This is a genomic window from Paraburkholderia denitrificans (assembly GCF_042655705.1).
Taxonomy (GTDB): Bacteria; Pseudomonadota; Gammaproteobacteria; order Burkholderiales; family Burkholderiaceae; genus Paraburkholderia; species Paraburkholderia denitrificans.
Window position 1 is genome coordinate 183364 of record NZ_JBHSMP010000007.1, and the last position, 12246, is coordinate 195609.

Consider the following 12246-nt stretch of genomic DNA (forward strand, 5'->3'; position numbering starts at 1 on the left):
ACCGTTATCTTCCGGCCTGTGCGACCACGTGTCTGTACGGTGCGAGACCGTCATCGCCGGCCGCAACGAAAGGGCCCCGGAACGGGCCCCGGTTCGCAGAAACGGATCCGGAACTGCGCAGTTTGTACGCTGTCGTACCGCGTCGTCCGTTATGACGGCGTAGTGTCGAACACGTCGTCATCCACCAGGAGAGGATCGTGCAAAGACGAACATTCATATGGAGCACGCCCGGGTCGATCCTCGCACTCGGGCTGGCGCTCTCCGGCTGCACCACTACCAGCCCGTCCGACGTCAGCAGTGACCAGGCCGCCAAGCGCCATGGCATCGACGCGGGCGTAGACTCCACCCTCTCGCGCCTCTATGGCGCGGCAAACGGCTCACGGGAACTCGTTGAAAAGGCGCGCGGCGTGCTGATTTTCCCGTCGGTCATCGATGCCGGCTTCATTGTCGGCGCGGAGTACGGCGAAGGCTCGCTGCGCGTGCACGGGCGCACCGTCGGCTATTACAGCACGACAACCGGATCGATCGGCTGGCAGATCGGCGCGCAATCGCGTGCAATCGTCTTTCTGTTCATGACCGAAGACTCACTCGCCCGGTTCCGCAGTTCCGACGGATGGTCGGCAGGCGGCGACGCGTCGGTCGCGGTACTGAAAATCGGCGCGAACGGCGCTATCGATACCAGCACCGCAACGGGACAGGTGGATGCATTCGTGCTGACCAACAGCGGATTGATGGCCGGTGCCTCGCTTGACGGCACCAAGGTCAATCGGCTCAAGTCGCTGTAACCGCCGGCCGCATGGGGCATGGCGTGCATCCCTGCCCCTCTTCGAATTGCGAGGAGAAGTCATGTTACGCAGCATCAAGGGCCTGCACGGCTACACGGTTGGCGCACTCGACGGCGACATCGGCACGGTCGAACAGGCTTATTTCGACGACGAAGCGTGGGGCGTGCGCTATCTGGTGGTCGAAACAGGCAACTGGCTCAGCAATCGCCCGGTTCTGATTTCTCCATATTCGATCAAGCGCGCCGACGCTGAATTGAACATCATCCCTGTGAACCTCACGCGGCAGCAGGTGCGGGACAGCCCGAACATCGACACGCACAAGCCAGTGTCACGCCAGTATGAAATCGAGTATCTGCGCCACTACAGCTATCCGAACTATTGGGGCGGCCTGAACCTCTGGGGTATGGACGCCTTGCCGGCCTTCAACGCGAACGATGCCGCAACAGGCCTCGCGCCAGAGCCATCCGCGCGCACCGGTCAGCCACACGTCGATCCGCCAGCCGACCTCCATCTGCGCAGCACGGATGAGGTGAAGGGCTATCACATCGAGACAGTCGACGGCAACGTCGGCCACGTCTGCGACTTTATCTACGATGATGAAGCGTGGGTCATTCGCTACCTGTGCGTCGATACACACAACTGGTGGCCCGGCGGCAAGGAAGTGCTGGTGGCCACACAGTGGATCGCGCTGGTCGACTGGTTCGCGTCCACCGTATCCACCACGCTGACCCGCGAGGCCATCCGGCACAGCCCGGCATACAACGGGAAGACGCCCGTTCCTCGCAGCTATGAAATTGGGCTCCATGAATACTATGGCAAGGAGGGGTACTGGTCGCGCGACGATCCGGCATCGTCTGCCGAATCCATGCGCAACGCCCGGCGGTAAGCTCAACACGGCTTTGCCCTGAAACGCAGTACGGTACCGTACCGACTTCATTCAAACTCGCGCGCACCGTGATTCTGTGCCTGAATATCTTGCGCAATGCCAATGCCGGTAAGCGGCGGGACGAAACCATGCCGCTTCGCGACCCGGAATACTATTCATCGGGTCATTTATATCGGACTGCGATGTAATATTGATGCGTGAAACGCTAATCAATTCACGGATCGGAAGTTGACGTCTTCTGGCTGAAAAGGGTCTACACGCGAAATAGCACCAACTCAGAGAGCACTACCATGACCGACGCCAATCCCCAAAGCACTTTTCGCGCTCTTCCCCTGACTCCAGATCAAGACGCGGAAATCAGGCATTACATAAAAAATAAAACCAGGCAAGGCGCTCCGTGGGACACCCCGGAGCTTGATGCCATGCTTGCAGATATGCTTACCCCCCCGCGCAACGAAGACGGCGAATCTGGCGCCACCGTCGACGAAACGAAGGCAGCCACGGAGCGCGCGGCAGCGTCCATCGATGAAGCCATGGAACCCATCGAGGCCAGCGAGGAGCGCAATGCGGCCATGGAGACCGAAGGTATGAGAGGGCCCAAGCGTTGAATCGCATGGCGCCACACCCACGCGCCGGCAACGCGGCCTCGGTGGCTCGCAAGACTCGAGCGCCGCGCCGGTTGCGATATGCGTATATTGAGTGAGCAGGTAACGGCAGGTTAGCGCTTCGAACCGGTACGGTGCCGTACTGAGTACGGTCCAACAAGGTGGGATAGCGCGGATGCCGGTGCGAATCATACAGAAAGGAACGGGCATGGAAAGTCGAACACTGATATGGGCACTGATCCTGCTGTCACTGATTACCAGCCTGAGCGCATGCTTCTTTCCTGTCCGGGATGACAACGACCACCATGGCGGGGGCGACTACCAGGAACACCGCGACTAGGAGATAGAGGACAAACTCGCCTCGTCGTGTCGTGCCGGATTGCTCTTTCGAGCATCCATTGTCATTGGAGATTCACCATGAACAAGGATCAAGTCAAGGGAACTGCAGAGAAGGTAAAGGGCAAGGCGAATGAAACCATTGGCCGGGTCACGGGCAACACGAAACAGGAAGTCAAGGGCGATATCCAGCAAGCGGCCGGCCAGGCGAGAAAGAGCCTGGGCGACGCAAAGGAAGCTATCAAAAAGTCCTGACGGATCACGATCTCATCATAGACACCTATTCCAACAAGGTCGACCCGGGCCACCCACTGCGGCGGGAATCTACCCGCCGCAGAAATCGTTCGTACCCGCCATCCCGGGTGGCAGCCAACCTGCAACGGCAAGAGCGAACGCAACACCGACAAAGCCGTCGAGGGCAGCCTTGCAGCTCGCGATCCACCTTAAATCAGTGGCGTGGCAAGAATCAACCAGGCTGCGATACCGGCGAAGCGCCCCTTATCTGCGTCGAGTTGCGGAAAAAACTCCCCAGGATCTGAAAGGTTTTTATCAGAAGTGTCCGCCATCATCGCGCGAACGTTTCTTTCACAGCCCCCTCTACCGGTAAAGACGATAGATAAACAATACGCCCTGGTTACGCCTTCGCTGGGCCAGACGCGCGAGTTCTTTAAAAGCGCCGAAGCGCTCCTGCATCGCCCGCGTGCGCCAGTTCATGAAAACAGGCAAGTGCGATGTAAGCCGACCTGCCGATATGGCGCCGTTGCGCAGCAAGGTCGATCTCCTGCAGCACGCTCCTGCGAAGGGAAATCTGTACGAACACGGAATGCGACTGAACGTTCGTCAAATCGATATCGACGAACATCCACAGGCCTTCTCCATCGTCCATATCGAGCGCCTGCAGTGCCGACATGTCGTTGGTCGGAGCGGGAAGGATGTGCTCGCTGCGGTGATACATGCGTTGCACGAGACGCTCGGCGTTTACCGCCAGATCGTCAAACGTGCGCCCTTCCACTTCGACCCATGGAAAATCCGCGAACACGCCGCGATAGCCTTGCCCGTCACGTCGTTGAACATACAGGGGATAGTGCACAGTCGTCTCCGCGCTGACCCGAGAGAAGCTTCTCGTGTGAATGCGTATCTTGCGGTCGATGCCGATGCGCGTCTGTACGGTGCAGGACTTTCGTGCGTCCGACATCAAGACGTGTAGCGCGAAAGTTCCAGCACGTGACGCACCACATCGGAGAACGAATTTGTACGGTGTCGTACCGCATCGGCATTCAATCGCGCGTAGCGTCAGAGGCATCGTCCCATACCGAGGAGAGGATCATGCCCAGACGAACATTGATGTGGAGCTTGCCGGGCTTCGCCCTCGTGCTCGACCCTCGCGGCCGGTGCGTCGAATGCCACCGAGGTGCCGGCTTCGACATCATGGAGGCGTCATGTTGCCAAGCATAAAGGATCTGCACAGATGCACCGTACGTGCCTCGGACGGCGACATCGGCAGCATCAATCAGGTTTATTTCGACGACGAGGCGTGGGGCATTCGTTACCTTGTGGTCGACACCGGAGACTGGCTCCATGACAGGCAGGTGCTCATTTCTCCATACTCGCTCAAGCACGTGGATTGGTCATCGAACACGGTTCATGTGAATCTCACGCGACAGCAGGTACGTGACAGTCCGACGCTCGACACGCACAAGCCGGTATCGCGGCAACACGAAATCGAGTACCTGCACTACTACAGCTATCCGACCTATTGGGGCGGGCCGAATCTGTGGGGCATGGGCGCCTGGCCCGCGTTCGATACCGTTGCGCCGGAGCTCACGGCGCCCGCCCCGGCGCGCCCCACCCTGCACACCAACCGGGCGTTGCCGGACGTCCATTTACGCAGCACCGACGAAGTCAGGGGCTACCACATCGAGACGATAGACGGAACCATCGGCCATGTGTCGGGTTTCATCTTCGACGATCGGGCGTGGGCACTGCGCTACCTGTTGGTCGATACGCGCAACTGGTGGCCCGGCGGAAAGGAAGTCCTGATTGCCACGCGCTGGATCGAACTCGTCGACTGGTTCGCTGCAACCGTATCGACTTCGCTCACGCGCGATACGATCCAGCGTAGCCCGGCCTACGACGACTCGGTACCCGTTCATCGAAGCTACGAGGTGGCGCTACACGAGTTCTACAACCGCGAAGGATATTGGTCGGAAGCTGAATAACCGCCCCGCCGCCTGACCGGCGATCCGGATGCCGACTCGCCGGACAGGTACACGCGACGTTACAAATGAGTGTCTGGCACGCCCGCTGGCTGGCGCATGGAAAACGGCGCATCGGCAGGAATCGCCGTGGTTGGTAACAATGGCCCGCTCGGCGGGCGCCTTTTCCTGCGCTACACCCAAGCGCTCATCACGCAGATGGCGCAGACGGCCGTCTGCAACCGGCATCACTCAATTTCGCAGCTGATCTGTCGCTGGCTCTGCGCAGGCTTGCGAGTGCTACAAGGTGGTCAAGCACGGGGGCGGTCGCCTTCTGGAGCATGGTTAATTCGTTTGCCGAATCGCCGAACGACACGGCGAAGTGCTTCTGCGCGGAAGAACGTCGCGTCAACGCTGGCGTCGCACCGGCACAAGCACCATGCCGCCACCGTCGATGCCGCTTCCCTGGCGCCAGACTGCCTTGCCGAGCGCCGTCAGTTCGCCGCAACTGTGTTGCGCGTCCGCTTCAGTTCCGGCTACCGCCATGTCGCCGCCAGCCTGCTCCTGCGCTGCCTTCCGCTGTCCCGCGCGTGCGGCCACTGCGTCATCGTGTGACCTTCCCGCATAGCATTGCGTCATCTTTGCGAACTCCTCGTGAGTGATGCTGATCAGACGCCGCTCATGAATTCGTCATGTTCGTCACGGCCCCAAACTTACCCGGATCCTTCCTTTGCTTCCGATCCCGCGTATCGCTGCGTTGCTGGCCAGCCACCTCATGCAAAGCTCCGTCTTCCGGCGCATTGCGCATGCCGTCGTCCGCTGCGTTGCTAACGTCGAACGCCAGCCTTCTGCTTTCTGCCAGCACGTCTGCGTTCACACGGTTCGTCCTCATTTCATGTTCCTTTTGCCCAACGACTTCGGCGATAGAACATCTCAAGCGCCAAGGCCGGTTTCACGCATTCGATGCGCGTAACACGGTTCCATCGTTCAACCATTCGGGAAGCACGTCTGTACGCTATCGGACTATCAGGGGCGCTACGGATGACCCGGCTACTCGGCTTGCCCGATGACATTGAATGCGCAACAAAACGCCTTCCTTGAGCCCGCGTCTCCGCTGGGTGCGGCGCCGGTTCAACTCCTTCCTGCTTCGTCACGATCACGCCTATAGCCGTAGCCGGAACACGAACGCCTCCCATCAAGGAGCATGGCGAGATGCAACTGAAACAGCGTTTTCGCGATCTCACTTGCATCGCGTTGATAAAAGGCGCATCCTTCTTACATGCAATGTGCTGCCGCTGCCAGTTCGACATCGACGCCCTGAGAGTGATTCTATCGTCAGGATTCCTCATAAAGTACACCACAAGAATCCCGCCATCGTGGCGACAACTTTCGTGCGACAGTCAGTCCGGGGGTGGTTCGTTTGCGTTTTGTGCGTTTCACGCGCTCGCGGCAGTTCTCCAAACAATGTCTGAGCTGCGCCGATTGCAATGAGCTAATCAACTCACAGTGTTCCGTGATCTGAACGAGCACAGGTCCAGGCGAGCGCCGTCATGCTCGCCCCGCTACTCGGGGCGCAGGAGAGGCTGTATCCGCGATACGCTCGCAAACTCTCGATCACGCCGCTCATTTCAGGCGCTGCCGACGACAGTCCGTCGCTGCATCTGCGCAGAAATTATGTAGTTTTCTATTGGAGCCGCTATGCCAAAATCAATCAGACTGCACTCGACCTCGCCCGTGAGCCAGAGCGACTACGTTATCCAGGAAAGGGCCCGCGTCTCTTCACGGGAGAAAGCAGAAGGCGAACGCGCCCAGAAGCGGCTCGAGATGGACGCCCGCATCAATGTGAACGCGAGCAAGTGGCGATATATCCGTCCCGGTGAGTAGATCGAAAAAGGCAGCGTGGTGCTCAACTTTCCCAATCCCAGTCGAATCTACGACGCTTCCAGGCGCTCCGTGTGCTTTTGGGGCTACGACAAAGCTCGCGAGATTGTCTTTCTGGTCGACGATGCGATGCTGGCGAAGCTGAACCCCGATATCGTTTCTGACGAGTCCTCGTTGCTCGCAACTTTCGACCGCTACCGCGACCAGATTCTGGAGCTCGCCCGAACCCTCTATAAAGGCGGCCCTCAGAACAAGTACACAATCTCGTGAATGATGAGGTCTGTCGCCGGATTGCCGCGCCGGCGAGGGGCACCATTCGCGCAGCGCTCATCACAGCGCCCCTTCAGATCGGGCAGCAAACGGTCGAATCACACTTCACCGTGCTGTAACGCTCACAGACGCGCTTTTCGAGTCCGGGCCTGTCCGGTACCTCGACGCGATTCGCCCTCTCTGTCGTCGGCGCAGCGAACCATTTCCCGAAAATGCGCGGCATAGCCGGTAGTGGCGTGGCGCACACGGGAAGACCTGCCATTCCAACGCCCTGAACGCGCCGGGATGACTGCGTGCCGGGATGACTGCGGAGTGCCCGTTTTCTCGCTGACCCAACCCGCAGAGCCCGCTGCCTCAGATCGAGGTGTGGCGGGAACCAGGCCCGGGCCTAACCTTCCGGGGCTTTTTCTTGTAATCTAGCGTGCGGCGCAACGCCAAGCAGTGACGAATGTCCAACAAGTCAACCGAGATACGACATGAAAAAAACCCTATTTTCCCTGGTGATCGCCGCCGTCGCGATGGGTTCGATGTCTTCCGCATTTGCGGATAACCATCATCGATGCCAAAAGGTGAAGGTACATCACCACTGGGAAACACGCTGCCACCACTAAGCGAAGCACTCTGAAACCCCGCTCGCGCGGGGTTTCGCTTCCTGGTCCTCTCATCGCATTCTCGGCGCCCCATCCTACATCTCGGGTACTGCCTGGGCTCGCCAAAGCTGGGCGCCAACGCGAACAAGAGCGTCCCAGTCGCCGGCATTCATCGTTGCATGCTCACGAGCGAGGAAATCGGCCAGCCACAGCAGGGAACCAGCGGGTGCGGACGCGCCGGGAGGCTCATCGGCGGTTGAGCGAAACAGTTCGAGGATCGTTTCGACTGTGATGTACGGCCTGTTCATGGCGATCTCCCCTCGGCGGGCGCCATTAGCGGGCTGCCCACCGCACGCGCCGTTTTCGCTTTTGCAGCAAGAACCGGCTAGTGCTTGCGATGCATCCACCGCATGTGATGTGAGTCCATCCACTGGATCACACTTTCGTCCGGATGGTCAACCATATACCGGCGTACCAGTGCGAACGCGACGATCGCGAGGACCACCAGACCAACAACAAAACCAATCATCGACTGAGACATGGAAGCCTCCTCATGGATCGCCCGACCCATGACCCAATTGTAGGCGGCGCAGGAATACGCGGGTGCCCGTCGGCCCGTTGACGCCACGCTACGGATAAGTGCGCGGCATGCGCGCTCGAAGATAGACCGCGACGGAGACCGACGCACTCGAAGCCACGATCCCTGCCATTGCATGCCGTCGTGCTTCAGCGCATTCGTCATACACTCTTCATGAAAAAGCCGACGCTTCGCCGGCCTTCCCGTTTCCGTCTTTCAGGACGGACTGCCGGCCCTGATTGAGTTCCGGCATTGATCAACAATTCATGGCATCCGATGCATCTGCAATGCATCAATCATTCCGTAAATCGGCACGCGCCTCTGTACGGCATTGGACAATTCCGGCAGCTCGACGCGGAAAAGACAATCGTGTGACCGCTACTGCGCGTACTGGCGCAGGCGCAGCGAGAATTCTTCGAGTGCCTGAATGCCGCTCTGCTCCGCCGTTTGGCACCACGCCTGCAACTGCCTGAGCAACTGTTCCTGCGACGCGCTGGAGCGTTCCCAGATAGCCGACAGTTCCTGGCGCAGTTCGACGCAGGTGCGCAGCGTCGAGTTGCGGTCCCACGCGTCGGCAAGCGGCAGCACCCGACCCGGTTTGCCGCGGCTCACCTGCGCCTGCAGCCGGAGCCGCTGGCGCACGCCGCGCCGAAGACGAAGCTTCTCGCGACCACTGAGGTGCCCCGCCCTCGCCAACTCCTGCTCGCATCCGATTTCGGCTGACTTCACATAGGAAGCCATGACCTCATGACGATGGAAAAGTACCGCTCGCAGCGTAGCGTCATCGACCGTCCTCTTGCCTTCGATCAGGGACGGCGCCAGCGCCACCTTCCTGATTGTCGCAAGCCTCAGCGCTGCCAGGGTCCGGATATACATCCAGCCCACATCGAGCTCGTACCATTTGTTCGACAGCTTCGCGGACGTGGGATACGCATGGTGGTTGTTGTGCAGTTCCTCGCCGCCGATCACAATGCCGAACGGAATCACGTTCGTGCTCGCGTCGTCGGTATCGAAGTTGCGGTAGCCCCGAAAATGGCCGAAGCCGTTGACGACGCCGCCCGCCCAGAACGGAATCCACATCATCTGGACCGCCCAGACCGACACGCCGGCCACGCCGAACAGCGCGACGTCGATCACCATCAGCAAGCTCACGCCCAGGTTCCGGTACTTCGTATAGACGTGTCTCTCGAGCCAGTCCTTCGGCATGCCATAGCCGAACTTGCGCAAGGTCTCCTCGTTCCTGGCTTGCGCGGTGTACAGCTCCGATCCCTCAAAGACGACTTTGCAAATACCCAGCATTTGCGGACTATGCGGATCATCGGCCGTTTCGCACTTCGCGTGATGCTTGCGGTGCACCGCTGCCCACTCGTTGCCCGATATGCCCGTCGTCATCCACAGCCAGAAGCGGAAAAAATGGCGAACGGCCGGATGCAGATCGAGTGCGCGATGCGCGAGGCAACGATGAAGATACAGCGTCACGTCGACGATCGTAATGTGCGTCATCACGAGCAGGGCGAGGAGAATCTGCCACCACGAAAGCGCAAGCAAGCCGCTGGAGAGAAATTTTAGTAAATCGTTGAACAAATGACCTTCTTTCCGCCCTGGGCGGAGCCGTCTGGCGCGATTCGGCAGCACGACAGCATGAGGATTCGTGTCATGCAAGGTACGGCTCTGGATCTCCTCTGTTGCGCCATGGGATCCTGGCCCCCTCGCGCGCCATTTGGTGCACGAATACGTCTTTCTACAATGCGGGTTCTTGAGAGCGTTCTCGGTACGTTAACGTACCGACGATGCCCGGTTACACGGACAAGCAGTGATGGGAGCTATTCGAGCAAGCGGCGCTCCCGGCCCTCACAGCGCTTTCAGGTCGGGTAGCAGGCGGTCGAATTCGCGCTTCACCACGCCGTAACACTCGCAGACGCGCTTCTCGAGCCCGGACCGATCCAGTACCTCGATGTGGCCGTAGCTATAGCGGATCAATCCAGCTTCCTGCAGCTTCATCGCCGCTTCGGTGACGCCCGGTCTGCGTACGCCCAGCATGTTGGCGATCAGCTCCTGGGTCATTTTCAGTTCGTTGGACGGAAGGCGGTCGAGGCTCAGCAGCAGCCAGCGGCACAACTGTTGATCGATCGAATGATGGCGGTTGCACACGGCGGTCTGTGCCATTTGCGTGATAAGCGCCTGGGTATATCGCAGGAGCAGCCGCTGCATCGGACCACCCCGACAAAACTCCTCCTTGAGCAGGCGGGTGTCGAGACGGTACGCCTTGCCCGCGCTCTGGACGACCGCGCGGCTGGGCGTCGTTTCGCCTCCCATGAAAATGGCGACGCCGACAATCCCTTCGTTGCCCACGATGGCAATTTCCCCCGATGCGCCGTCTTCCATCACGTACAGCAGGGAGATGATAGAAGTCGTCGGGAAATAGACGTGGGCGAGGCGGTCACCCGATTCGTAGACAACCTGCCCCAGCGGCATGTCCACCTGCACCAGATGCGGCGAGAGGCGTTCCCACTCGGCCGCAGGCAGGACCGAGAGCAAGTGATTCCCGCTCAACCGCTGTTCGTCCGTCATGTCCTGCTCCAAGGCATCCGTACCAGAACCCGCGACCCCGAAGGGCGTATCGCGTGATCACTCCAGGTTTCGGAAAAAAATGCCAAGCCGCCCGTCGGCGTGCCGCCCTCGATGCGCATGCTCCGCCCAGCTGGATCTCAACTTATAGGGGGCGCATCCATGGGTGATGCTGACGCGCGACAGCAGCGGCGTAACAAGATAACCGCACCGTCCGATGCCGTACCGACTGCCGCTCAGATCCACCTTATTCTAACTCTGTTGAACAGATGCATTCCAATCGGTGCGCACTTCAGAAGTTCACCCTCACCGAGGCTGCCTCCGGCTTCCACCCGAATCGGGTTACCTGTCCCTTCAGCAATACATTGCGCGACCGGTTCACGCCTGTCCCAAACGAAAGCGGATCTCACATGGAGGTTTTTATGGCCAGGCAACATCATAGGGGCAGCGTCCATCACGTGAACAACAACACAGCCGAAGCGACACTGGTGGCACTGACAATACAGATCTGCGGATTCGTCCACGAAGGGGCCCTCGATAGCCGCTGCGCCACCAAGCTCGTCAGACGGCTCAGAAAGGAGGCCGAGACGATCTCGGAGGCCGGCAGGATAACGAAGTACGGTCAGAAAGATCTGTTACATGCTTTCAACGCAGTCGACATGGTTCTACACGCACATGATGCGGGGCTGCTGATCGCGGCTAACACTGCACTGCGCTCTACCGCCGGAGCACCCGGCACCACGGAATCAACCTGACGACCGCGTCCGCAATTGTCCGCAACCGGCTGAGTCGCTCAAGACCGCCGGGGCGAGGTCGCATACTGAACGGAGTCGGTCATGAACTGTTTCCCGATGGGTCTATTCGACGTCTACGTCGACGTATTCGTCATCAACCGCGGCTTCGGACGTCCTCCAGGCGAATCCGAGATGTTCGGATTCTGGGGTGAAATTGTCCCGGGTGGTGGCAAGCGGACATTTTCGGGCGCGCATCATTTCCGCTCGGTTGAAAAGGAGGGATACCCAGACCGAAAGGAAGCGATCGATCGAGGTCTCAAGCATGCTGAAGGGTTACTCCGGTCTTGCGAGCGCTATTTACCCGGCTAAACCCAATCGTACTATCCGGAGGTGACCATGCAACGGACGATTCAATACCGCGGTTGCGAAATCCATGTCGACCTCGTCCCCACGTCGGCCGACATGTTCGACGCGTCGTTTCGCGTCGAGTGCGCAGTATCGCCAAAACAGCTTTCCCCGACTGGTGCGCGCGTACCGGTACGCAATGGGCCGTTCTCGCGCCGGTGGGCCTGGCTCATCGCTGAGATCGCTGGCCAGTTTGCGATTGACGAGATGCTCGGTCCACGTGATTCCCGATCGCGCCACGTGATCTGAGTCACCGACAAAGTTCGCAGTCTCGAGCAGCGCATTGACCAGCGCGCAAACCGCTTCGCCGCTCGCGTCAACCAGCACGTGCTTCGCAAAACATCTGCCGTAATTTCTTATCGGACACGGCCAGATAGGGCCGAACGTGCTCCAGTTCGGCATGACCTAAAAGCT

16 protein-coding genes are annotated in these 12246 nt (G+C 59.6%); 10 read left to right on the forward strand and 6 right to left on the reverse strand.

The annotated features are described in order from the left end of the window. Positions 1 to 197: 197 nt before the first annotated feature. The 4 genes from ACFPTO_RS04110 (at position 198) to ACFPTO_RS04125 (ending at position 2867) form a co-directional block, all read left to right on the forward strand. Positions 198 to 785 (forward strand): BPSL1445 family SYLF domain-containing lipoprotein, encoded by a 588-nt coding sequence (locus ACFPTO_RS04110; RefSeq protein ID WP_238466454.1) that lies wholly within the window; start codon positions 198 to 200, stop codon positions 783 to 785. Between the two features lie 61 nt (positions 786 to 846). Next, positions 847 to 1671: a PRC-barrel domain-containing protein gene (locus ACFPTO_RS04115; protein WP_377709654.1), complete on the forward strand. Its 825-nt coding sequence runs from the start codon at positions 847 to 849 to the stop codon at positions 1669 to 1671. Between the two features lie 290 nt (positions 1672 to 1961). Beyond that, positions 1962 to 2279, forward strand: coding sequence for a hypothetical protein (locus tag ACFPTO_RS04120; protein WP_377709656.1), 318 nt, complete (start codon positions 1962 to 1964; stop codon positions 2277 to 2279). A 414-nt stretch (positions 2280 to 2693) separates the two neighbouring features. Continuing rightward, a complete protein-coding gene (locus ACFPTO_RS04125; RefSeq protein ID WP_377709658.1) occupies positions 2694 to 2867 on the forward strand; it encodes a CsbD family protein in 174 nt (57 codons plus the stop codon). A 412-nt stretch (positions 2868 to 3279) separates the two neighbouring features. Here the strand turns inward: ACFPTO_RS04125 and ACFPTO_RS04130 are convergent, their stop codons facing one another. Continuing rightward, positions 3280 to 3702, reverse strand: coding sequence for a type II toxin-antitoxin system HicB family antitoxin (locus ACFPTO_RS04130; protein ID WP_238468847.1), 423 nt, complete (start codon positions 3700 to 3702; stop codon positions 3280 to 3282). Positions 3703 to 4051: 349 nt separating this feature from the next. Between ACFPTO_RS04130 and ACFPTO_RS04135 the strand changes: the two genes are divergently transcribed. Together ACFPTO_RS04135 and ACFPTO_RS04140 are read left to right on the forward strand one after the other, a co-directional pair. Beyond that, positions 4052 to 4831: a PRC-barrel domain-containing protein gene (locus tag ACFPTO_RS04135; protein ID WP_377709659.1), complete on the forward strand. Its 780-nt coding sequence runs from the start codon at positions 4052 to 4054 to the stop codon at positions 4829 to 4831. A 96-nt stretch (positions 4832 to 4927) separates the two neighbouring features. Next, entirely contained in the window at positions 4928 to 5422 is a 495-nt protein-coding gene (locus tag ACFPTO_RS04140) for a hypothetical protein (RefSeq protein ID WP_377709660.1), read from the forward strand. Between the two features lie 64 nt (positions 5423 to 5486). On the opposite strand, the gene ACFPTO_RS04145 is transcribed toward ACFPTO_RS04140, so the two are convergent. After that, entirely contained in the window at positions 5487 to 5684 is a 198-nt protein-coding gene (locus ACFPTO_RS04145) for a hypothetical protein (RefSeq protein WP_377709662.1), read from the reverse strand. Between the two features lie 1022 nt (positions 5685 to 6706). Between ACFPTO_RS04145 and ACFPTO_RS04150 the strand changes: the two genes are divergently transcribed. After that, positions 6707 to 6958: a DUF1488 family protein gene (locus ACFPTO_RS04150; RefSeq protein ID WP_234775439.1), complete on the forward strand. Its 252-nt coding sequence runs from the start codon at positions 6707 to 6709 to the stop codon at positions 6956 to 6958. 685 nt (positions 6959 to 7643) lie between these two features. Here ACFPTO_RS04150 and ACFPTO_RS04155 read toward each other — a convergent pair. The 4 genes from ACFPTO_RS04155 to ACFPTO_RS04170 form a co-directional block, all read right to left on the reverse strand. Then, on the reverse strand, positions 7644 to 7856 hold the full coding sequence (locus tag ACFPTO_RS04155) for a hypothetical protein (RefSeq protein ID WP_377709664.1): 213 nt from the start codon (positions 7854 to 7856) through the stop codon (positions 7644 to 7646). Positions 7857 to 7933: 77 nt separating this feature from the next. Beyond that, positions 7934 to 8089, reverse strand: a complete 156-nt coding sequence (locus ACFPTO_RS04160) for a hypothetical protein (RefSeq protein WP_377709666.1) — start codon at positions 8087 to 8089, stop codon at positions 7934 to 7936. A 414-nt stretch (positions 8090 to 8503) separates the two neighbouring features. After that, positions 8504 to 9709: a DesA family fatty acid desaturase gene (locus tag ACFPTO_RS04165; RefSeq protein ID WP_377709667.1), complete on the reverse strand. Its 1206-nt coding sequence runs from the start codon at positions 9707 to 9709 to the stop codon at positions 8504 to 8506. A 267-nt stretch (positions 9710 to 9976) separates the two neighbouring features. Continuing rightward, positions 9977 to 10696 carry a Crp/Fnr family transcriptional regulator gene (locus tag ACFPTO_RS04170; RefSeq protein WP_377709669.1) on the reverse strand — a complete coding sequence of 240 codons (720 nt, stop codon included), beginning with the start codon at positions 10694 to 10696 and terminating at the stop codon, positions 9977 to 9979. A 455-nt stretch (positions 10697 to 11151) separates the two neighbouring features. On the opposite strand from ACFPTO_RS04170, the gene ACFPTO_RS04175 reads away from it, so the two are divergent. The 3 genes from ACFPTO_RS04175 to ACFPTO_RS04185 all read left to right on the forward strand — a co-directional run bounded on the left by ACFPTO_RS04175 (position 11152) and on the right by ACFPTO_RS04185 (position 12081). Further along, positions 11152 to 11448, forward strand: a complete 297-nt coding sequence (locus ACFPTO_RS04175; protein ID WP_377709670.1) for a hypothetical protein — start codon at positions 11152 to 11154, stop codon at positions 11446 to 11448. An 81-nt stretch (positions 11449 to 11529) separates the two neighbouring features. Further along, on the forward strand, positions 11530 to 11796 hold the full coding sequence (locus tag ACFPTO_RS04180; protein ID WP_377709671.1) for a hypothetical protein: 267 nt from the start codon (positions 11530 to 11532) through the stop codon (positions 11794 to 11796). Positions 11797 to 11823: 27 nt separating this feature from the next. Next, entirely contained in the window at positions 11824 to 12081 is a 258-nt protein-coding gene (locus ACFPTO_RS04185) for a hypothetical protein (RefSeq protein ID WP_377709672.1), read from the forward strand. Positions 12082 to 12246: the final 165 nt, after the last annotated feature.